17 protein-coding genes are annotated in these 21528 nt (G+C 44.3%); 8 read left to right on the top strand and 9 right to left on the bottom strand.

The features are described from left to right. Nucleotides 1-170: 170 nt before the first annotated feature. The 6 genes from QE417_RS21050 to QE417_RS21025 form a co-directional block, all read right to left on the bottom strand. Nucleotides 171-1337 carry an efflux RND transporter periplasmic adaptor subunit gene (locus QE417_RS21050; RefSeq protein ID WP_311953362.1) on the bottom strand — a complete coding sequence of 389 codons (1167 nt, stop codon included), beginning with the start codon at nt 1335-1337 and terminating at the stop codon, nt 171-173. A gap of 37 nt (nt 1338-1374) precedes the next feature. Next, nucleotides 1375-4623, bottom strand: coding sequence for an efflux RND transporter permease subunit (locus tag QE417_RS21045; RefSeq protein WP_311953360.1), 3249 nt, complete (start codon nt 4621-4623; stop codon nt 1375-1377). A gap of 33 nt (nt 4624-4656) precedes the next feature. Next, nucleotides 4657-6066 (bottom strand): TolC family protein, encoded by a 1410-nt coding sequence (locus QE417_RS21040; RefSeq protein WP_311953358.1) that lies wholly within the window; start codon nt 6064-6066, stop codon nt 4657-4659. A 169-nt stretch (nt 6067-6235) separates the two neighbouring features. Beyond that, the gene (locus QE417_RS21035; protein ID WP_311953355.1) at nt 6236-7537 is read right to left on the bottom strand and encodes a flavin monoamine oxidase family protein; all 1302 of its coding nucleotides are present in this window, start codon (nt 7535-7537) and stop codon (nt 6236-6238) included. A 141-nt stretch (nt 7538-7678) separates the two neighbouring features. Continuing rightward, nucleotides 7679-8476 (bottom strand): MBL fold metallo-hydrolase, encoded by a 798-nt coding sequence (locus QE417_RS21030; protein WP_311953352.1) that lies wholly within the window; start codon nt 8474-8476, stop codon nt 7679-7681. Beyond that, nucleotides 8473-8745 (bottom strand): hypothetical protein, encoded by a 273-nt coding sequence (locus QE417_RS21025; protein ID WP_311953349.1) that lies wholly within the window; start codon nt 8743-8745, stop codon nt 8473-8475. Before QE417_RS21025 ends, QE417_RS21030 begins: the two co-directional genes overlap by 4 nt. Nucleotides 8746-8852: 107 nt before the next feature. On the opposite strand from QE417_RS21025, the gene QE417_RS21020 reads away from it, so the two are divergent. The 3 genes from QE417_RS21020 to QE417_RS21010 are packed head-to-tail and all read left to right on the top strand — an operon-like array spanning nt 8853 to nt 10368. Further along, entirely contained in the window at nt 8853-9431 is a 579-nt protein-coding gene (locus QE417_RS21020; protein ID WP_311953346.1) for a GrpB family protein, read from the top strand. A gap of 51 nt (nt 9432-9482) precedes the next feature. After that, a complete protein-coding gene (locus QE417_RS21015; protein WP_311953343.1) occupies nt 9483-10244 on the top strand; it encodes a TraB/GumN family protein in 762 nt (253 codons plus the stop codon). Continuing rightward, the gene (locus QE417_RS21010; RefSeq protein WP_311953340.1) at nt 10225-10368 is read left to right on the top strand and encodes a TraB/GumN family protein; all 144 of its coding nucleotides are present in this window, start codon (nt 10225-10227) and stop codon (nt 10366-10368) included. The genes QE417_RS21015 and QE417_RS21010 overlap by 20 nt, the downstream gene beginning before the upstream one ends. A gap of 54 nt (nt 10369-10422) precedes the next feature. Here the strand turns inward: QE417_RS21010 and QE417_RS21005 are convergent, their stop codons facing one another. Beyond that, the gene (locus tag QE417_RS21005; RefSeq protein WP_311953339.1) at nt 10423-11073 is read right to left on the bottom strand and encodes a potassium channel family protein; all 651 of its coding nucleotides are present in this window, start codon (nt 11071-11073) and stop codon (nt 10423-10425) included. 243 nt (nt 11074-11316) lie between these two features. Here QE417_RS21005 and QE417_RS21000 point away from each other — a divergent pair, with 243 nt between their 5' ends. Next, the gene (locus QE417_RS21000) at nt 11317-13791 is read left to right on the top strand and encodes an ABC transporter permease (RefSeq protein WP_311953336.1); all 2475 of its coding nucleotides are present in this window, start codon (nt 11317-11319) and stop codon (nt 13789-13791) included. A 13-nt stretch (nt 13792-13804) separates the two neighbouring features. Beyond that, on the top strand, nt 13805-16255 hold the full coding sequence (locus tag QE417_RS20995; protein ID WP_311953334.1) for an ABC transporter permease: 2451 nt from the start codon (nt 13805-13807) through the stop codon (nt 16253-16255). A 120-nt stretch (nt 16256-16375) separates the two neighbouring features. Here QE417_RS20995 and QE417_RS20990 read toward each other — a convergent pair whose 3' ends face one another. Continuing rightward, a complete protein-coding gene (locus tag QE417_RS20990) occupies nt 16376-17005 on the bottom strand; it encodes a chloramphenicol acetyltransferase (protein ID WP_311953331.1) in 630 nt (209 codons plus the stop codon). Then, on the bottom strand, nt 17002-17691 hold the full coding sequence (locus QE417_RS20985; RefSeq protein ID WP_311953328.1) for an HAD family hydrolase: 690 nt from the start codon (nt 17689-17691) through the stop codon (nt 17002-17004). Before QE417_RS20985 ends, QE417_RS20990 begins: the two co-directional genes overlap by 4 nt. A gap of 344 nt (nt 17692-18035) precedes the next feature. Here QE417_RS20985 and queA point away from each other — a divergent pair, with 344 nt between their 5' ends. The 3 genes from queA (at nt 18036) to QE417_RS20970 (ending at nt 21477) form a co-directional block, all read left to right on the top strand. Then, on the top strand, nt 18036-19085 hold the full coding sequence (queA, locus tag QE417_RS20980; protein WP_311953326.1) for a tRNA preQ1(34) S-adenosylmethionine ribosyltransferase-isomerase QueA: 1050 nt from the start codon (nt 18036-18038) through the stop codon (nt 19083-19085). A gap of 172 nt (nt 19086-19257) precedes the next feature. Beyond that, on the top strand, nt 19258-19956 hold the full coding sequence (locus QE417_RS20975; RefSeq protein WP_311953323.1) for a 2-C-methyl-D-erythritol 4-phosphate cytidylyltransferase: 699 nt from the start codon (nt 19258-19260) through the stop codon (nt 19954-19956). A 183-nt stretch (nt 19957-20139) separates the two neighbouring features. Beyond that, entirely contained in the window at nt 20140-21477 is a 1338-nt protein-coding gene (locus QE417_RS20970) for a tetratricopeptide repeat protein (RefSeq protein ID WP_311953321.1), read from the top strand. Nucleotides 21478-21528 lie beyond the last annotated feature (51 nt).

The raw sequence follows: 21528 nt of genomic DNA, 5'->3' as shown, positions 1-21528 counted from the left end.
TTGACTGAATCTTAAAGTAAGCGTCTACGCTTACGTAACTCTAAGGTATCGCAAGCGTTGACGCTTGCACTTATTTTCATTGAAGCGTGGACGCTTCAATAGGCGGCACATAAAAATTGAATAAAATATCTTAAAAATAAAAAAAGGCGACCCGTTGGCCGCCTTAAATATTAATCAGTCGTTTCTTCTTTCTTCGCCGCAGGTTTATCGCTCACCGTGCCGCCGTCTCTGATCTCGTCAGTGGCTGAGAGGATAATCTTATCCCCTATCTTGAGGTCTTTGCTGTAAACTTGCACGCCATCCTTACTTTGTAAGCCCTTTTGCACGTCTACCCACTCGGCTTTATGATCGCCAACTATACGTATCACAAACAACTTTTCGGTTGATTGTACCAGCGCCGTTTTAGGTACTACGAACGAGCTGTCTTTAGATTTGAGTGGCAGGTTAACCTCTGCATACATACCTGGCAGTAATACCTTCTTAGGATTCTCTACATCCATCTCTAAACGCTCCGACCGTAAGCGGGCATCCAGTGCACCGGCGGCACGCTTCACCTTGGCGGTAAACTGTTGCTCGGGCAGGGCACGTACGGTAAAAGTAACTTCTTCTTTACCGGTTAGCGCACCCGTGCTTAGCTCGGGTACCGATATAATTAAACGCAGCTTCTTTTGCTGCTGTACTACAAACAAAGGCAAATCCGAACCCTTACCACCCGGACCAACATAAGCGCCCATACTGGCGTTACGCTCGCTCACCACGCCATCAAACGGGGCGCGTATTTGCAGATACTGCAGGTTGGTGCTTACCTCTTGCAGGCCGGCTTTAGCGGCTTCAACATTGGCAAAATCTGAAGATTGTCTTGCGTTAGCTAAATCAATATCATTCTGGGCAATGGTACCGGGGGTTTTGGCGGTGTTAACCAAACGACCGTAATTAGCTTTGCTGGCTAAATATACCGCCTCTTGCTGCTTAACACGGGCTTTGGCCGATGCCAGCTGCGAGTTGATTTCCGGTGCTTCCAGCACAAGCATTAATTGTCCTTTATGCACTTCCGAACCCACATCAACCAAATACTTTTGAACGTAGCTGTTAATTTTAGCATACAGGCTTACCTGCTGATAAGGAGCCAGCTCGCCGGGAACTTGCAGGGTTGATGCCATTTTGCTTTTCCCCAAAACAACAGTTTCAACCGGGGGTACGCCAGCTTCGGCCTGCTCTTCGGCATTTTTCTGTTCGGCGCTTTCCTTTTTTTCGGAATGGCAGGCGCTTAAACTCAATACACCGGCTATGCTTAATAGCGACACGGCCGTGGTGATATGGCTTCTCAGATTTTTCATCTTTATATTATACAGTAGCAATTTATCAAATATCTTATTAACTATTATCGTCGCTCTTTTCGGCGTGATGCAGTGGGACAAAAAACTTGCTTTCGGCATCCTCAGGGTCTAACGATACCGATTGGGTGGTGGTACCATTTTGTACCCAGGCAAATACCAGCGGTAATATAATGAGCGATGCAAAGGTAGAGAATAACAATCCTCCTATTACCGACCGACCTAACGGTGAAGTTTGGTCGCCACCCTCGCCCAAGCCCAATGCCATAGGAACCATACCCACGATCATGGCTAAACTGGTCATTAATATGGGGCGTAAACGCAGAGCCACCGCTTCGCGGGCTGATTGCAGGGCATTGCCGTTCAGCATCCGCAGTTCTTCGGCATTGGTAATTAAGAGTACCGAGTTGGATATGGCCACCCCCACCGACATGATCATACCCATGTACGATTGCAGGTTAAGCGTAGCACCCGTGCCCCAAACCAGCAGCAACGAACCCAGTATTACCGCCGGAACGGTAGACAATATAACGAACGACACCTTGAACGACTGGAAATTAGCCGTCAGCATGAGGAAGATCACCACAATGGCAACCATTAAACCAGTTTGTAAGCTACCCAGGGTATCATCTAAAGTTTGACCTAAACCACGGGGCTCAATGGTTAAACCGCGGGGCATTTCGCCCAGGTTTTTAATTACTTTTTTTACATCGCCCAGTGCGGTACCCAAATCCTTTTCGTTAAGGTTGGCTGTAACCGATAGTGTTGGGATGGCACCAATGTTATCATTTTCGCCATAAGTGGTGTCCATTTTAATGCTGGCTACATCGGCCAGTACCGGGCGGCGCTGGTTGGCCGTTACTGGAATTTCCTTAATATCGTTTATGCTTGCCATTTGATACTCGGGCACCTGCACCTGCACGTTATAGCTCAAGCCTACTTTTTCATCCAGCCAAACGTTCTTTTCGGTAAAGCGCGATGATGAGGTTGATGCCGTTAACGAGCGGGAGATTTCGCCTATACCCAACCCTAACTGGGCGGCACGGGCGCGATCGATATTAATATTGATAGACGGGTACTTGAATGATTGCGCAATTTGCACATCGCGCAGGTATTTTATCTTTTTCAACTCGCTTAGCACCTTGTAAGCGTAAACCACGTTCTGCTTCTTGTTTTTGCTGGTAATGGCCACCTCAATAGGCGTTGGCGATCCCTGGCTTAATATTTTGTCGGTTAAGTCGATAGGCTCAAAAGATATTTTGATGTTGGGGATGCTCTTTTTAAGCTCGTGGCGCAATTTTTCTTTCAGTTCATCCAGCGTACCCTCATACTCTTCGGTAAGGGCGGCCTGTATTACCGACTCCTGCGGACCGGCCATAAACAAGTAAATAGGACTGGTGGAGAACTGCGAGGGGTGCGTACCCACAAAGGCCGATGTTACCGCAATATTTTCTTTGCCAACCACTTTGGTGAGTATTCTCAACGCCTCAACCGTGGCAGCTTCGGTACGCTCCAAACGGGTACCATCGGGCAAACGCAAACGCATCTGGAAAGTGCCCGATTCTACCTTAGGCAGCACATCGCGGCCAATAATAGTAAACATCAGGCCGGCCAAACCAACAGCCATTATCACGTATATACTTACTATCCACTTGCTTTTGGGCAGCATGCTGTCCATCCAGCGCATAAACCAGTGGCGGAATTTATCAAACTTGGTTTCGTCCTTACCATGATCTTCAATTGCATGGCGGGCGGCGGCTTCTTTCAATTCATGCTGATGATCGTCATCGTGACTAAAGCCTGGTTTTTCATGGTCGTTTTTCATGAGCCAGTTGGCCATTATCGGCACAAAGGTTTGCGCTAAAAAGTACGACGTAATCATGGAGAAACCGATAGCCAGCGCCAGCGGCAGGAACAATGCTCCCGGAATACCCGTCATGGTAAAGGCCGGTGCAAACACCGCTAAAATACAGAACAGGATCAATAATTTAGGGAAGGCAATTTCCTGACAGGCATCCCATATGGCCAGCGCCTTGGGCTTACCCATGGCAAAATGCTGGTGAATATTCTCGATGGTCACCGTCGATTCATCCACCAAAATACCGATAGCCAGCGAAAGTCCGCTCAGCGTCATGATGTTGATGGTTTGCCCGAACAGTTTAAGGAACAATATCCCCGACACGATAGAAGCCGGAATAGTGAGAATAACGATTAATGCCCCTCTCCTGTCGCCCAAAAATAATAATACCATTAAGCCGGTGAGGATAGCGCCAATGGCACCTTCTTCGGCCAAACTTTTAACGGCGTTAATTACATAAGTAGATTGATCGAATACATAAGACAACTGCACATCCTCGGGCAGTAAGGCCTGAAAACGCGGGATAGCTTTCTTTAAGTTCTGCACCACTTCCCAGGTTGAGGCATCGGCCGATTTGGTAATGGGCAGGTAAACCGAACGTTTGCCGTTAACCAGGGCGTAACTGCTGGTAATATCGGCACCGTCTTCAACCGTGGCTACATCCTTTAAAAATACGGTTTGGATATTGTTACGGTACAGTGGAATATCGCCAAAATCCTGAACCCTTTTCATCGAAGTATTGGCCGGGGTTAAGTAGTTTAAATCGCCTATGCGCACGTTACCGGCGGGCGAGTTCAAGTTGTTTTCGCGGATGGAGGTAACAATTTGATCGGGCGTAAGGTTGTGCGAACGCAGCAGCGAGGGATCGACCTTGATAACCACCGTTCGCGTGTTACCACCAAAAGGTGCCGGCGAAACCAGGCCCGGTACCGAGGTAAATGATGAACGTACGTATACGTTGGCTAAATCGAGCAATTCGTTATTGGTACGCTTGGGACTGGTTAATACCAGCTGACCAACCGGCAGCGTAGAAGCATCGAAACGCAGAATAAAAGGCGGCTGCGACCCCGGCGGAAAAATGGCCTGCGCCCGGTTGGTATAGGCCGAAACTTCTGCCGCGGCCTGTGCCATGTTGGTGCCCTCGTAAAACGACAGCTTAATTAAGGTTAAACCCTGAATGTTACGGGTTTCGATACTTTTTACGCCCGATACGTACAGCAACAGGTTAACGTACTGTTTACCAAAGTACGATTCCATTTGCGTTGGCGTGTAACCGCCGTAAGGGTGCGATACGTAAATGACAGGCAGATTCAAGTCGGGGAAAATATCGATCTTGATGCTGCGGATGGCGTTTAACCCGAAGAAGAACAGCCCGGCAACTAATACCAGGATGGTGATGGGTTTACGAAGTGCAAATCTTATGAGTCCCATTTATGTAGATGATGGCAGATGTTAGCTTAAAAATTATTGATGAACACGTCGAAATCGCCCGTTGAGGCAGCCTTGAACAGCAGCGCCTGCCAAAACGTTGTTGTACGCAATGTAATTATTGGTTTCGGCACGGTACAACACGTATAGCGCCTGCTGAAAATCGGTAATGGTGGCCAGTCCGTTTTTATACAGTGTTGTTTTCTGAATGTATGCCTCGTTAGCCGAGCGTATTTGTCCGGGCGCTTCTTTAGCATTGGTTAGCGCGTTACCAATACGGGTATCGGCCAGTACCTGCTGGTTGCGCAATTGCTGGTCAACCATGTCGTACTCGTCCTGGTACTGTTTGGAAATAAACTTTTGCGACTGCACCTGGTACCTGGTACGGAACAAACTGCTGAAGTTCCACGAGGTGGCAATGCCTACCAAATAGTTATAACGGGTTGGATTAATGGCATCAATATAACTGCCTGTGTGCGATACCGGCGTATTAATGGCCGGAGCCAGCGTAAATCCTGACCCCCTGCCCTGAAACGTACCCACGAACGAAAACGTAGGAAGTGCTAAGGTTTTTTGATATTTAACCTGCTCGTCGCTCACGTTAATGCGGTCTTTATAAAACTGCAGCATGGGGTGGTTTTCCTGCGTTAACTGCGAAGGCTTGTTGGGCATAGCCGGATTTTTAACGAGGAAGGTACTATCGAGCACAAAATCTTTTGGCGGGGTGGCATAACCTAAGTATTGCGACAACTGGTTAACCTGCTCCTGCTCGTTTTGGCGGGCGTTGGTGAGTTGTATTTTAGCGTTCGATACTTCGGTGCTGGCCAGTGACGAATCAACTCCCGGGTTTAAGCCGTTGGTTACGCGGGCTACAATTACCTTGCGTATTTCCTGAGTACGGTTCAAGTTATCCTGCTGTACTTTTACCAAACGCTGGGCAGCCAGTACATTTAAATAAGCCGCAGCTATGCGTATTTTGTGCTGAAATTCCTGCTGGCTTAAATCGGCCTCGTCGCGGTTCACAATTTGCTTTTGTACTTTAATGCGCTCCATAGCACGGCCAAAGGCAAAAAAGTCCCAGTTTACGTTGGTGAGGTATAAGGCACCAAAGGCCGCGTTCCAGCTTTGGTTGGGCAGTGCCGGGCCAGATGAGGAAACGGCTAAACCACGGTAACCTATCAACGGTCCATTTTGCCCGTTAATGGTACCATAAGCATTTTGTGCCGAAAAGTTAACATCGGGCAGGTACTCGGCCTTGCTTTGCGATACCGAAGCGCGCGAAGAATTAAGCTGATCTTTTTTGGCTTTTATGGCCGGATAATTATCCACGCCAAGCTGTACAGCTTCTTTCATGCTTAAGGCTACAGTTTCCTGCGCGGCGGCGGTAAAAGCTGTACACATGCCTGCTGCGCACAAGCCTATGTAAATTGATATTCTGCTAAACATCAGGAAGGAAAATTACAATAGATATAGGCAAATGTAGCATCTATTGAAAAATATAAAAACAAATGCTTGTTTTAACATCTATTGTAAAGTCATTGTTGCCGGGGGCTTACATTTGGATGACAATTGAAATTTATTGAGTTTTAATTGCAATATGCCAATTTACTGAACGTTAAATTAAGTTATCCGCCACATCCTTTCCACTCGCCAATGCCGCTTCAACCGTTCCCATTGATGCCCCCTGGTACATAAATTCGCCGGCAAAGTAAAGCGTATTATCTACAGGCTGATGCAGTACTTTCAGGGCTTCGGTAGTGTGAACGGTGTCGTAGGCATATGAACCGTAAATGTAAGGTTCGGCGGTCCAGTTGGCTACATGCCAGGCTACCAGTTTCTCTTTGAGCGCATCGGCACTGCGGTTAAATATATGAGTTAACGATTCAACAGCTTCGTGCATAATTTGCTGGTTGGTATAACCTACAAATTTAACGGCCGGTGGTCCGCCTAACCAGCCGGTTAGCAATGGCGAGCGTTCGGGCAACTGTGTCCACCACGTAGGTACCGTTTCTTCCGAAAACAGGAACATAATATCATCTAAACTTTGACCCGCCCGGGCAGTGGCTTCGGCATCTTCCCAAAACGGTTCATCAAACTGCAACAGCACTTTGATAATGGCACCAAAGCCCAGTTTTTGCAAGGCTTCATGATAGGCCGGGATTTCGGGGGATATGGTAATATGTCCCTTAGCTTTTTTGTGCGCCTGCCATACGCCTAACGGGATTGCAAAAATTACTTTTGTAGCTTCGTAAGTATCACCATCGGCAGTTGATATGGTCGCTTTGCCAGTCTGCCATTCTACGTTGCTTACCGGTGCATTTAGGTAAATAAAACCACTGTTTTGTTTAATCTCCTCGCACAGGTAATTAATGAGTGAGCAGTAACCGCTATCCAAACGGTATTGGGCACTGTCGTCTTCGTTTTCCCACTCGTTACGCATGGCAAAGGCACTCAGCTTTGCAGGGTCGGCGGTATCATAACCGGCCGCATACTGCCTTACCGATTCTTTTAATCCGTTGTACCGTTCATCAACAAAATATTTTGCTAAAAACTCATCGAGCGTAACATCATGTTTCAGTTGGTGCAGTTTTTCTATCAGCTCGTCCCAGCCTTCAACCATGGCGGCATCCTGCTTAAAAGTACCGTTGCGGTAATGCCACATTTGGCCTTTTGCGGGGTGATAAGTAATTCCGGCTTTACCTAATAAATTTAAGGAGATGGGCAAATTGCCGTGTACAAACTCGGCCCCTAACTCGGCATGATTAAAAAATGAAGCGTTATGAATAGTGTGTATACGCCCGCCGGTGCGGTTGCAGGCCTCCAGCACGGTTACTTTTTTACCGGCCTTACTCAAGGTATAAGCCGCCATTAAACCCGCCGCACCTGCCCCAATGATGAGTACGTCTGTGTTTTCCATAAGTAATGTAGATAATGCAAGGTAGGTAAAAAGTTGTCTTGAACCGGAATTTACAGAATTAAAGAATTGACAAAATCCTGTGCGGCCATTTAAATCGCCCCTCCTAAATCCTCCCCGGGAGGGAGGACTTTAAAAAGGTACTTACACCCTCTCCCCTGGGGAGGGTTGGGGTGGGGCGACCTCTATTTTCAAACCATCATATGCCAGCTCAATACCTTCAGGCAATTCTTTTGACACATCCTCATATTTGCCCAGGCGGTGGCTGATGTGGGTAAAGTACGTTTTCTCGGCGCCTATTTGTTGGGCAAAGGCAATGGCTTCATCAAAGGTAAAATGCGAGATGTGCGGTTGCTTTTGCAGGGCGTTGATCACCAGTATTTTGGTTCCCTTAATTTTTTCAACCTCTTCGGGGGCTATGGTTTTGGCATCGGTAATGTAGGTAAAATCTCCGATGCGAAAACCTAGCACAGGTAAGCGGTAGTGCATCACCTCTATAGGCGTGAACTGAAGCGCGCCTACGTTAAACGGTTCGTTGTTGTTGATGGTGTGCAAATTAAGCTGCGGTATTCCCGGATATTTAAAGGCAGCAAATATGTAGGCAAATTCCTGTTTAAGCGATTGCTGTACACGCTCGGTAGCATATACATCCATAGGTTCCTGCTGCACAAAATTAAAGGCGCGTATATCGTCTAATCCGGCTGTATGGTCTTTATGCTCGTGGGTAAACACCACGGCATCAAGGTGCTTTACGCCTGCGCGCAACATTTGGTACCTAAAATCAGGGCCACTGTCTATCACAATTACCTTGCCTTCGGCTTCTACCAAAACAGAGCTGCGCAGGTGCTTATCGCGCGTATCGGTGGAGGTACATACCTCGCACTCACAGGCAATTACGGGTACGCCCTGTGATGTTCCGGTTCCTAAAAAAGTAATGGTCACAGCTCGAGTTCGGTTTGTTTAATTTGATTTAATAGCCCCAGCTGCTTATCGTCGAGCAATTTAACATCAACATCCAACTGACGGATGAGTTCGGTTACGGCCTGTATCTTGCTTTCGAGATTGGAGAATTTATTAACCACAATCATGCGGCTGCTTTGCAACAGGCAGGCATTGGTTTTAAAATTACCTTTTTCATACCGCACCTTATAACCTGCCGTTTTAAGCAGGGTTTCAAGTTTTTCGAGGGTATGGGCCGTATTGGTAAGCATTTATTCAAAAGTAACAAAAGTATTAGTTTTTGGTAAGGGTTTATGGGTTTTATAAGCCGATAAGCTAACATTGGTCAATACTCAGGGTAAGTTACTATACTTGCTGTATGAAGCAAAAAACCTTGCACGACTTAACCAGCGAAGAAATTGGACAGCTGTTTCCGGTTGAAATTAGCACGTACAGTAACCATTGGCCCCAATTATACGAGCAGGAAAAAGAGCTGATGATTAAAAATATCGATCCGGATCTGTTCTCAAATATCGAACACTTCGGCAGCACCTCGGTGCCTGGTCTATCGGCTAAAAACACCATTGATATTTTAATGGAAGTGGAATTTGAAGATGCAAAAAACGACAGGCTTATACAACAAATGCAGGCATTAGGCTATGAATTTAACTGGCAAAATGAAGGCCCTAATACTCACATGGTTTTTGCAAAAGGTTATATGGTAAACCAACCCAAAAGCCAAACCTATCATGTACATGCCGGTCCTAAAAATCACCCTTTGTGGGACCGGGCAATTTTTAGAGACTACCTCATTAAACATCCTGAAACGGCAAAAGCCTATGCCGACCTGAAATTGAAACTGGCCGGTGAGTACCGGCACCAGCGGGTAGCTTACCGCATTGCCAAAACCGATTTTGTTACAGCCATTACCCAAAAAGCTAAACAGGAGCTTTTATAAATAGGTGCATCAATTAAAATGTATATTTAGGCCATACCCCCACTTCATCGCATGAAAAAACATCAGCCATTTTTATTTAGCCTAATTGTAGTGCTTTGCCTGTTTAATGGCATTGCCAAAGCCCAGCAAAAGGGTTTATTATGGCAAATAACCGGCAAGGGAATTACCCAGCCCACATACTTGTTCGGCACCATACACCTGTTTGATACCACGCTTTATAAACTGCCCGAAGCGGTGATGAGCAAACTGCGCCAAACCAAACAGGCTTATTTTGAGCTGGATTTCGGCAAAATTAACGCTGCCGAAATGATGTCTTACGTGTTCGTGAAAGATTCCACTCAGCAATTGAATAAACTTTTAGATACGGCAGCCCTTACAAAGCTTAATCAAATTGCTAAAACTACACCTGCCATGCAAGCTATGGGTAACATGCTGTATAAACTTAAACCTATTTTTTTAACTACGTTTTTACTTAATAATGGTAAAGCAGTAACTATTGATGCCGAAATGTATAAACGCGCCAAAGAGCTTAAAGACAGTGTTGGCGGCCTTGAAACCGTAGCCGAGCAAATGCAGGCCATCGACGTGTTAACCATACCTCAACAGGCGCAAATGATGCAGGAGTTCTTAAAAACATATACCTCAGCCGATGATATGATTAAAAAACTCACCAATATTTATGTAAAGCAGGATATAGACCACATGCTGGATAAAATGAATAACGATATGCCTATGGATGCCAGCTTTAACGAAGCCCTGCTGATAAAACGCAATGTAATAATGGCCAAACCGCATGGAAAAACTAATAGGTAAAAAAAGCACTATGGTAGCCGTTGGCGCAGGCCATTTGGGAGGCGCTAAGGGATTGATAGCCTTGCTTAAAGCTAAAGGTTATCAACTTAAAAATATACCGTTCAGCTTTGTAAAGGCTAAATAATTGAATTATATATTTAAACCGGGTTCTTTTACCAACACCCTCATTTAACAGGTACTATTCTTTCTCAACAAACCAACTGGCAATAAATGCTGTAAAAGTACCAAATAGCCCTACACCCGCCGTCATTAGCACTGCTGCAATAATTCTGCCTTCGGTTGTTACCGGGTATCTATCACCATACCCAACTGTAGTAATTGTAACATACGACCACCAGATGGCGTCTTCGGCTGATTTGATATTACTTGCTGGATCTTTTTCAACTTGTAATATGGCTATAGAGGAAAATATAATTAATAATACGGCCAGTATTGCCACCGATGTAAATGCACCTTTGGCTTTATTACGAAACACATGCTTAACAAACATTTGCGTAGACCGAAAAGCACGTATTAGTCGTAGTAAACGGATGAGCCTGAGCACTCTTCCGGCTCTGAGGTAACTTATAGCGGGAATACTCGAAATCAGATCTATCCAGCCCCACTTCATAAACCGGAGCTTATCTTGCGCCCGGTAAAACCTCACACAAAATTCAAAAAAGAAAAATACACAGATGGTATTATCGATATAGGTTAATAAAACGGATGTCTCTTTTGGAAGCTTGAAAATTGTATCGGTTAATATGGCTAATAAAACATAAATGGATAATACAAATACTATCAGGTTAAGTGGGCCAAGCTGGTTATTCCCGTTTTTTTCAATCGACATTCGTTTAGGTTTGTGTGTTAAATTTAGGTATTTTAACACAACTCCTATGAGCTTTTTGCATTTAGGCTATCTTACATCCCCCGGCATGTAACACATATCCTGTATTGCCTGCGAACAATACACTGTTCGTAATCGGACAATATCACTTGTAAGCCTGTATTAAAATCCTAAAAATCAACAAAATACAAGTTTGGCATAATGTTAACAGTAAGTAATGCGTACCGGTAACATTAAACTAAGCTTATGTACAAAAACTACCTTAAAACTGCTATACGCAGTTTGCTTAAAAATAAGGCGTTTACTTTTATTAATGTAATTGGCCTGGCCATTGGTATTAGTGCGGCTATGGTTATTTACCTGGTGGTAACGTACGATTTTAGCTTTGATAAGTTTGAACCCAATGGCAAGCAGGTTTACCGCGTGGTATCGCAAATCACCTTCCAGGGTGAGGTAAGTAACAATTCGGGTACGCCCATACCGCTACATAAAACCATTAGTACGGTAAGCGGCCTTAAGCAAGCAGTAGCTTTTAGAATATACAGTGAAGATGTACGCGTAAAAATACCATTGACTAACACAGCCCCGGCTACCTTTAAAAGCCAGGATAAAATTATTGCATGCGACAAGAGTTATTTTAACCTCATACCGCACCAATGGCTGACAGGCTCGGCCGCGGTTGCTTTTAACGAGCCTAACAGGGTGGTACTTACGCAAAGCAGGGCAAAACTCTATTTCCCCGATTTACAGCCTGCACAAATACTTAATAAAACCATTGTTTATGATGATTCACTAACCACATCCGTATCGGGCATTGTGGCCGATACGGAAGCCAATACCGATTTTAACTTTCATGATTTTATAAGCCTCGAAACCTTTAAACACAATAACCGCCAACCCAGCGGCGGCGATATTGATGGGGGGTACGAAAAAGACAGTTGGGGCAGCACATCATCATATGATCAGTTGTTTATTGAGTTGCTGCCGCAAACCACTGTTGAACAAACTCAAAATCAGCTTAACGCCCTTTACAAACGCAGCAACAAAAACCCCGAACCCGGCGAAATACACCGGTTTGTTTTACAACCACTTAGCAACCTGCACTTTAATGCCGACTATGATAACTTTAACCAGCGCATTGCCAGCAAATCGGTTTTATATAGCTTGTTAGGAGTAGCCGCATTTTTACTGCTGCTCGGATGCATTAACTTCATTAATTTAACTACCGCGCAGTCAGCGCAACGGGCACGCGAAATTGGGGTTCGTAAAACTATTGGAGGAACGCGGCAACAGTTAATTGGCCAGTTTTTAACCGAAACATTTTTACTTACGTTAGTAGCGGCAGTGGTATCGGCGGGGTTATCTTATTTTCTGTTGCAGCTATTTTCGGGCTTTATACCCAAGGGTGTGGTATTTACACAAATATTTAGTCCGGGCATGTTGTTATTTATGCTGTTGTTAATTACGGTGGTATCTATTACATCGGGCTTGTATCCGGCGTTCGTAATGTCGGGGTACAGGCCTGTGCAAGTGCTAAAAGGGGCAGGTAAAATTGCAGAAGTGAGAGGTAGCTCATTCAGTATGCGAAAATCATTAACCGTTAGCCAGTTTGTGATAGCGCAATTTTTTATCATGGCTACTATTTTGGTGAGCAACCAAATCAGTTACCTGTTTAATAAAGATCTGGGCTTTAAAAAGGATGCCATATTGTATATACGCACACCTTATAACAGTGTAAAAACCAACCTTAAACAGGTATATCTTGATAAAGTGCGAGCTATACCCGGGGTAGATATGGTGAGTATGGCCAGCGATGCCCCATCATCATCTAACACACACTCTACTACCTTTGCTTACAACGATGGCAAAACCAAGCGCGAAACAAATGTAGAATTGAAATATGCCGATACCAGCTACTTAAAAGTATACAATTTAAAACTACTTGCGGGTCGCAACTTACAAGCGCATGATACCACCGGCGCTTATATAATCAACCAAACGTACAGTAAATTTTTAGGCTTTACCAACCCGCAGCAAGCTATTGGCAAAATGGTTAATGTAAATAACCAGCAGGTAGCCATCATTGGTGTGGTGGCCGATTTTTATCAAAAGTCGTTACATTATGCTATTAAACCGGCGGCCATAGCCTACAATAAAAACAGTCGTCACGCACGCAATTTACACATTGCTTTACAGCCGCACATTGCCGGTGCAGGTAACTGGAAAGCAGCCATAAGCAAAATGGAAACGGCCTGGCATGAGGTTTATCCTGATGATGATTTTGAGTACCGTTTTGTTAACGATAGCATAGCGCGTTTTTACAGATCGGAACAAGACACCGGTAAGCTTTTAAAATGGGCAACAGGTCTTTCGGTATTAATAAGCTGCCTGGGATTGTTGGGGCTTGCCATATATACCAGCAACCAGCGCACCAAAGAAATTGGCATACGCAAGGTTATGGGTGCCACAGTAACCCAAATTGTATTATTGCTAAGCGCCGATTTTGTGAAACTCATTTTAATTGCATTTGCCATTGCAGTACCAATTGCCTGGTATTTTATGAATAACTGGCTGCAGGATTTTGCTTACCATACCTCAATTAATATAGGCTTGTTTGCAGGCACGGTGCTGGCTACTATCACGGTAGCATTGTTAACCATGAGTATGCAAACTATTAAAGCCGCTATTGTAAACCCTGTTAAAAGTCTCCGCAGCGAATAAACCTCACATCGTTATGTATAAAAACTACTTTAAAACCGCCCTGCGTAACCTGTTGAAGCATAAAATATTCAGCCTCATTAATATTATTGGTTTGGCAATTGGTATAAGTGCTGCTTTGGTTATTTACCTTATTGTAAGCTATGATTTTGGTTTTAATAAACTCCAAAATGATGATGAACACATTTATCGTGTGGTTTCAAACTTTTCGTATCAGGGCCAGCCGTCTTACAATTCGGGAGTACCGGTACCATTAGGCCTGGCGGTAAAAACAGAGGTAACGGGGCTTGATGTGGTAGCTCCGTTTTATGGCTATGGCTATGAGGGTAAAATAACCGTGGATAGCGCTAAAGGCACGCCTAAAGTTATTAAAAAACAAGAACATATTATAGTAACAGATGGCTCATACTTCGACTTGCTTAACTACAAATGGCTGGCGGGTTCGCGTGCCCAGGCCTTTGCAAGCCCCAACCAGGTGGTACTCACTGCCAAACAGGCCAGCTTGTATTTTCCGCACCTGGGTTATGCCAACATTATGGGCAGGCAGGTTATTTACGAAGACACCTTGCGCACCACCGTTGCAGGCATTGTGGAAGATCTGAAAGTAAAATCAGATTTTGCATTTCATGATTTTATAAGCCTTAAAACAGCCGATACGCACAAGGGAATGCTACAGGACTATACCAATCCTAACTGGGGAAGTACATCTTCATCAAACCAGTTACTCATTAAAGTACGCCCTGATGCATCATTAGATGCTGTTAAAAAGCAACTAAATGCTTTGTATATTAAATACCGCGATAAGAAAGATCAAACTCCTGGCTATACGCATGAGTTTGGTTTGCAACCTTTAAATGATATCCACTTCAACAGCCGTTATGATGCATTTGATGGTCGGCAGGCCAACAAAACCGTGTTATATAGCTTGCTGGGGGTTGCTGCGTTTTTGTTGATACTGGGCTGCATAAACTTTATAAATCTTACCACGGCACAATCAGTACAGCGCGCTAAAGAAATTGGCGTGCGCAAAACAATCGGGGGTACCCGTAAACAGCTTATCGGGCAGTTTTTAACCGAAACATTTGTACTTACAGTAATAGCTACCCTGCTATCTGCCTTAATAGCTTATTATCTGTTGCAGTTGTTTGGTAATTTCATTCCAAAAGATATTACTTACAGTATGCTGTTTACCCGTGAGGTATATATATTTATTACGGTGCTTATCTTGGTAATCACACTGGCATCAGGTTTATATCCGGCTATGGTGTTATCATCATTTATACCGGTGCAGGTACTTAAGGGGTATGATGTAAACGGTAAAAACCGTGGCTCAACCTTGCGTAAAACGCTTACCGTTACCCAGTTTATTATAGCGCAGTTCTTTATTATGGCAACACTAATGGTAGGCAGCCAAATACATTATGCTTTAAGTAAAGACCTCGGTTTTTCAAAAGATGCCATTTTGTACATCAACACCCCGTTTAAGTATTCGGGAACGCATAAAAAAGAGTTATTGGCCCAAAAAATAGCGGCCATTACACACGTTAAGCAAACGGCAATAGGTGGCCCTGCACCATCGGCCAGCGGGTCGTGGAGCACTCACTTAAAATACGTGGATGGCAAAAAAGAAATTGAAACCGAGGTATTCATCAAAAACGGCGACGAGCACTATATGAATGTGTATAAACTGCGCCTGTTGGCCGGCCGCACACTTGAAGCCCGCGACAGTGCTACCAAAGCGTTTGTTATTAATGAAACCTATGCCCATGTTTTAGGCTTTAAAAATCCCAAGGATGCAGTTGGTAAAATGTTAGACAATGAATCGAAAGTGCCCATTATAGGGGTAGTGAAAGACTTTTACCAAACATCGTTGCATACCCCTATTAAACCGGTAGCCATTATTACCAACAGAAGATCCAATTACTATAACGTACACGTGGCCTTACAGCCCAAAAGTGGCAAATCATGGTCGGAGGCTATTGCACAGATGCAAAGCGCCTGGAAAGAAATTTTTCCGGAAGAAGAATTTAGCTACACTTTTGTTGATGAAAGCGTAGCCAAGTTTTACAAAGCCGAGCAAGATACCTCCAAGCTGCTTAACTGGGCAACCGGTTTGTCCATATTGATTAGTTGCATGGGCCTGTTAGGTTTAGCCATACACAGTACCAACCAGCGTGTTAAAGAAATTGGCGTGCGTAAAGTACTCGGCGCCTCAGTAAGCCAGATAGTTACCCTGCTGAGTGCCGATTTTGTAAAGTTGATCATTATTGCCTTTGCCATAGCACTACCCATTGCCTGGTATGCCATGCACCAATGGCTGCAACGCTTTGCTTACCACACGCAAATAAGCTGGTGGATATTTGCCGGAGCCATCACCTCAACATTGTTTATAGCCCTGCTGAGCATGAGTATGCAAACCGTTAAAGCTGCGCTGGCTAACCCGGTGAAGAGTTTGAGGAGCGAGTAGTTTTGGTTGTGAGTTATGTGTTGTCGGTTGTCAGAATTGAAATAGTGCCAGTTGCAGCGCCGACGCTACGACTAATGGGCAGACCTTCACACAACCGACAACATATAACTCACAACTAAATCAAAGCCCTCCATTCAATAAATCCTGATAAACTTGTATAAACTGCCCTACATGCAAACCATCCATTAAAGCATGATGCACGTGGATAGATACGGCCATAATTTTTTGCCCGTCAATATCGGTTATGCGGCCAAAGCTTACTTTGGGTACGCTATCATTACGGCTGAATGATCGTGCATGTGAGAGCGAGGTAAAGTTGATCCATGGCAGGGCCGAAAAATGCAACACATCATTTCCATTTCTTGGCGCAAAAAGTTCGGTTGTGCTTTGTACACGGGCTATCTCCACTTCGGCACCTTCTAAAAACCGTTGAAACGACGGGTGATAATCAATATGCGAAAAGCCAAAAGTGTTATCGTGACGATTGATAGTAGCCGAAGCATGCACCTCATCATACACAACCACTTCATCATCCTCAATACGGTAACGAAAAGGCTCAACCATATTGGCCGCACCCAAAGCCTGGTACAGGTAATATATAAACAACGATATACCGGCCGATTTAGCGTGCTCATAAGCCAGCGTTAAATCAACATTTACGGTAACGCCAAAAAAAGGCTCTTCAAACTGTTTAAAAAATTCGAAGTGCTGTTTGCGCGGCCATCTATTAAGGTCTAATTTTTTTTTCATGAGTTAAGGTATTGTAGTATTTCGCCAACATGAGTGGCGCTTTTAAAATTGTGGTGTTCCACCTGGCTTTCTACCATTTCGTGCACCCAGGTAATATGAAAAGGCACATGTATGGCATGGCCGCCAATATGAAGCATCGGTATAACGTCAGATTTTAAGGAATTGCCTATCATGAGTAGTTCTTCAGGCTTAATATCGAGGTGCTTAACCAGTTTAAGATAGCTGGCATCATCTTTTTCAGACATAACCTCGATATGATGAAAATATTGGCTCAGGCCCGATTTTTTTAGCTTGCGCTCCTGGTCGAGCAAATCGCCTTTGGTGGCTACTACCAGGCGGTACTTGCCTTGCAGGGCTTTCAACACATCTTCCACACCTTCAATTAACTCAATGGGCTGGTTAAGCATTTCCTTGCCCAGGGTCAGTATACGATCAATAGCGTGCACATTAATTTGCCCGGCGGTAACAGCAAGGGCGGTTTCAACCATAGATAGTACAAAACCTTTGATGCCATAGCCATACAGGCCCAGGTTGGCAATCTCGGTTTTAAGCAACTCACGTTCGATGCTGTGCATGGGCATAAACTCACTAAAAAGGCTGCAAAACTTCTCTTCGGTTTGCCTGAAATAGGGCTCGTTTACCCAAAGCGTGTCATCGGCATCAAACGCAATAACTTTAACATTCATGGTATGGGGCTTAGCGTGCAAATATCATTAAAACATACTTATTACAAAATAAGCTACTTGCTGATACAGATTAATTTATAAGAAAACTTGCATCTTACCCCTTTAAGGAATATCTTAGCATTGAAGCAGCAACTTGTGTTGTTGTTTTCATAAGTAAATTATTAGATTAGGAAAACCGGGTGCGAGACCCGGTTTTTCTGCTTTATATAAGCCTGTAAAGCTTTAATAGCAAATGCGCTGTAATTTATTTGCTTTAACATGACACAAAGCCACCTGTTAAACCGTTGATATATGCAAATAAAATGCGTACATTTGCGCCCTGAAATTCTATATAGTAGAAAAATATGAAGTTATCTCAATTTAAGTTCAATCTCCCCGAATCACTGATTGCCCATGACCCGTCTGACGTTCGCGACGAATCTCGCCTGATGGTGCTGCACCGCGACTCGGGTAAAATTGAGCACAAGATATTCAAGGACGTTTTGGATTATTTTGATGATCAGGATGTCATGATCCTGAACAACACCAAGGTATTTCCGGCCCGTATGTACGGTAACAAGGAAAAAACCGGTGCCACCATTGAAGTATTTTTACTGCGCGAATTAAATAAAGAACTGCGCCTTTGGGACGTTTTGGTTGATCCTGCCCGTAAAATACGCGTAGGTAACAAATTGTACTTTGGCGATGATGACCTGTTGGTTGCCGAGGTGGTAGACAATACTACATCACGCGGCCGTACCATCCGCTTTTTGTTTGACGGTACCGACGAGGAATTTCGCCGTAACGTGGAAATTTTGGGCGAAACCCCGCTTCCTAAATATATCAAGCGTAAAGCAACAGCCGATGATAAAGAGCGTTATCAAACCATCTTTGCTAAAAACGAAGGCGCTGTTGCCGCTCCTACTGCAGGTTTACACTTTAGCCGCGAGCTAATGAAACGCCTTGAACTAAAAGGTGTTGAGTTTGCCGAGGTTACCCTGCACGTTGGTTTAGGCACTTTCCGTACTGTAGAGGTTGAAGATTTAACCAAACACAAAATGGATTCGGAGCAATTTATCATTGAGCAAAAGCAAGCTGATATTGTAAACCGTGCCATTGAGCGTAAAAAACGTGTTTGTGCAGTAGGTACCACTTCAATGCGTACTATTGAGTCGGCAGTTTCGGCCAACAAAACGCTGAAATCGGCTAACGACTGGACCAGCAAATTCATCTTCCCGCCGTACGAGTTTAGCATTGCCAACGCTATGATCACCAACTTCCACACACCAGAATCGACCCTGTTGATGATGATCTGTGCATTTGGCGGTTACGAAAACGTAATGAACGCCTACGAAGTTGCTGTTAAAGAAAAATACCGTTTTTACAGCTACGGCGATGCGATGCTGATTATTTAATTAGTTGTGAGTGGTGAGTAGTTTGATTATGAAATGATAGATTACCACATAGAGCCATATTAAATATAAAAACGCTGTGCTTTTAGCCCAGCGTTTTTTGTTTGATGCAACCACTCAACAACTCACCATTCACTATTGTCCACTCACTTCATTTTACAGATATTTGAGTCCAATGTTGCATTCACCACTCACCACTCACCACTCACAGCTCACTACTTATGCCATTATTGTGGCTGGAGGTTCGGGCACGCGCATGCAATCGGCAGTGCCTAAGCAGTTTTTACTGGTGAATGAGTTACCGGTGTTAATGCACACTTTACAAGCTTTCAGTAGAAGCCAGTATGCGCCAAAACTGATCGTGGTACTGCCCGACAGCCACCATGTGTATTGGGCACAGTTGTGTATTCAACATCACTTTACCTTACCGCACGACTTAGTGAGCGGAGGCCCCACACGTTTCCATTCGGTAAAAAACGGGTTAAAATTAGTGCCCGATGATACCTTAGTAGCCGTACACGATGCGGTAAGGCCACTCATCAATCCTGCCATTATTGATGCGGCCTACAAACAAGCCAATGTACAGGGTGCGGTGGTTGTAGCCGTAAAAAGCCGCGATTCGGTACGGCAGGTTAAAGGCCCGTTTACCCAAAGCCTGCTGCGCGATGAAATTTACCTGGTACAAACCCCGCAAACCTTTAAAACAGCCCTGTTAAAAGGAGCATATGAATATGCCTACCAGGAAAGCTTTACCGATGACGCGAGCGTAGCCGAACACGCCGGCCATGCCATACATATTGTTGAGGGTAGTTACCAAAATTTAAAAATTACCTTCCCCGAGGATATTGTAATTGCAGAGTTGCTGCTGAAATAGGTTAGCCCGATCAAAACAAACCTCCCTGTGCTATTTTAAAGGAATTAAGACTGGGTTACGCAATACCCAACAAATATTTAATCAGTTATTAAATGTAATCTGCTTATCTTCGGCACAACTATTATGTTTGAGCCAGGTTTTTTAAATAAGTACAAATATATAATACTGCTTTGCATTATTAGCATGGCGGCTATATCCTCGTGTGGTGTAGGGCAGAAGAACGCAGATCATGATGCTTACTTTAAAAAGGCGATCACCTATGCCAGGCACATGCCTACGGATAGGGTAGCACAGCAGGCGGTTCCGTATGTCGACTCGGTTTATCGCAATTTTAAAGGCAGGATAAGCACCGCTGATTTAGCTCAGCTATATGATTTTAAAAGCAACCATTACCTGTACATAGTGGGTAATTATACCCGCGCCATGCTATATGCCGATAGTATGTTATATATACTTCAACCTTACAGTGGCGAAAAAAATTACAACCTTGCATATGCTACGGCTTGTTTAAACAAGGGTAACGTACTGTACAGCCAAAAGTATTACTCATCGGCCTATGGCTGGTATTACCGGGGCAAAAGCAGTTTGCAAATGCAGGAGGATAGCTGCTCGTACAACCAATACATGTCTAAGGTTAGCGCCAGCCTTGGGCAGGTATGTTACGACCAGGGTAAGTATAAACAATCTGTACGTTTTTGGCTCGAGGCGCTCAATAAAATGAGTTGCGAAAAAGAGTACGATGCTTTTTATTTAACGCAAGGCTGGTATGATAACATAGGTTTGGCCTATCGTAACCTGCACCGGCCCGATGAAGCTATACGCTATTTTGAAAAAGCCATTACCTTGTTAAAGGCCGGAGAGCTAAAGTATACCGACAAAAAAAGCTTTATACAAATGGCGCTTGGGTTGGTATATGGTAATGAGGCCGATGCTTATCAACAGAAAGCCATGTATCGTGAGGCTGAACGGGGATACCAGCAAAGCATCAACATCAACTCACAAAAGCATTATATTGCAGGTGATGCCCGGCTAAGCCGTTTAAAACTGGCTGCCATGTATATTAAATTACTGCGCTTTAAAGATGCCCGCGCCCAGTTAGATACCGTTAAACCCATACTCGATAAAACTTACCGCCACGAAATGATGCTTTGGCTGCATACCAACGCCGAGTATTACAAAAATGCTCCGGATGGCAATGCATCAACTGCTTATAATTACCTCAACAGCTATGTTGCTCTAAATGATTCGTTACAGGCCGATCAGCGCATACTGATAGGGGCCGATGTTAAAGGCGAATTTACCCGGCTGCAACAAGAGCATGCCCTCAAAACCGAATCAAAAAACACACGGCTTAACAATTTGCTCATGTACAGCACCATGTTGGTTTTGGTGCTTATTGTAGCTCTCACTGGCTCTTATCTTACGCGCAAGGGCATAGCACAAGCATTGGTTAAGCCTAAGAAGAAGGATGGCGAGTACCAGGAAAAAGAGGTATACCTCAATTGGTTTGATGATATATAACTGATTACGGCATATTTGTTTATTACACCATTTATACTGCGAGCCAAATTT

The organism is Mucilaginibacter terrae (genome assembly GCF_031951985.1).
GTDB lineage: Bacteria > Bacteroidota > Bacteroidia > Sphingobacteriales > Sphingobacteriaceae > Mucilaginibacter > Mucilaginibacter terrae_A.
Note: the sequence above shows the minus strand (reverse complement) of the source record. Positions and strands in the feature narration are given on the sequence as shown.

Excerpts from the sequence above, each read along its gene's own strand:
- QE417_RS21050 (WP_311953362.1), bottom strand. The coding sequence starts at position 1,337 with ATGAAAAATCTGAGAAGCCATATCACCACGGCCGTGTCGCTATTAAGC.
- QE417_RS21045 (WP_311953360.1), bottom strand. The coding sequence starts at position 4,623 with ATGGGACTCATAAGATTTGCACTTCGTAAACCCATCACCATCCTGGTA.
- QE417_RS21040 (WP_311953358.1), bottom strand. The coding sequence starts at position 6,066 with ATGTTTAGCAGAATATCAATTTACATAGGCTTGTGCGCAGCAGGCATG.
- QE417_RS21035 (WP_311953355.1), bottom strand. The coding sequence starts at position 7,537 with ATGGAAAACACAGACGTACTCATCATTGGGGCAGGTGCGGCGGGTTTA.
- QE417_RS21025 (WP_311953349.1), bottom strand. The coding sequence starts at position 8,745 with ATGCTTACCAATACGGCCCATACCCTCGAAAAACTTGAAACCCTGCTT.
- QE417_RS21020 (WP_311953346.1), top strand. The coding sequence starts at position 8,853 with ATGAAGCAAAAAACCTTGCACGACTTAACCAGCGAAGAAATTGGACAG.
- QE417_RS21015 (WP_311953343.1), top strand. The coding sequence starts at position 9,483 with ATGAAAAAACATCAGCCATTTTTATTTAGCCTAATTGTAGTGCTTTGC.
- QE417_RS21010 (WP_311953340.1), top strand. The coding sequence starts at position 10,225 with ATGGAAAAACTAATAGGTAAAAAAAGCACTATGGTAGCCGTTGGCGCA.
- QE417_RS21005 (WP_311953339.1), bottom strand. The coding sequence starts at position 11,073 with ATGTCGATTGAAAAAAACGGGAATAACCAGCTTGGCCCACTTAACCTG.
- QE417_RS21000 (WP_311953336.1), top strand. The coding sequence starts at position 11,317 with ATGTACAAAAACTACCTTAAAACTGCTATACGCAGTTTGCTTAAAAAT.
- QE417_RS20995 (WP_311953334.1), top strand. The coding sequence starts at position 13,805 with ATGTATAAAAACTACTTTAAAACCGCCCTGCGTAACCTGTTGAAGCAT.
- QE417_RS20990 (WP_311953331.1), bottom strand. The coding sequence starts at position 17,005 with ATGAAAAAAAAATTAGACCTTAATAGATGGCCGCGCAAACAGCACTTC.
- QE417_RS20985 (WP_311953328.1), bottom strand. The coding sequence starts at position 17,691 with ATGAATGTTAAAGTTATTGCGTTTGATGCCGATGACACGCTTTGGGTA.
- queA (WP_311953326.1), top strand. The coding sequence starts at position 18,036 with ATGAAGTTATCTCAATTTAAGTTCAATCTCCCCGAATCACTGATTGCC.
- QE417_RS20975 (WP_311953323.1), top strand. The coding sequence starts at position 19,258 with ATGTTGCATTCACCACTCACCACTCACCACTCACAGCTCACTACTTAT.
- QE417_RS20970 (WP_311953321.1), top strand. The coding sequence starts at position 20,140 with ATGGCGGCTATATCCTCGTGTGGTGTAGGGCAGAAGAACGCAGATCAT.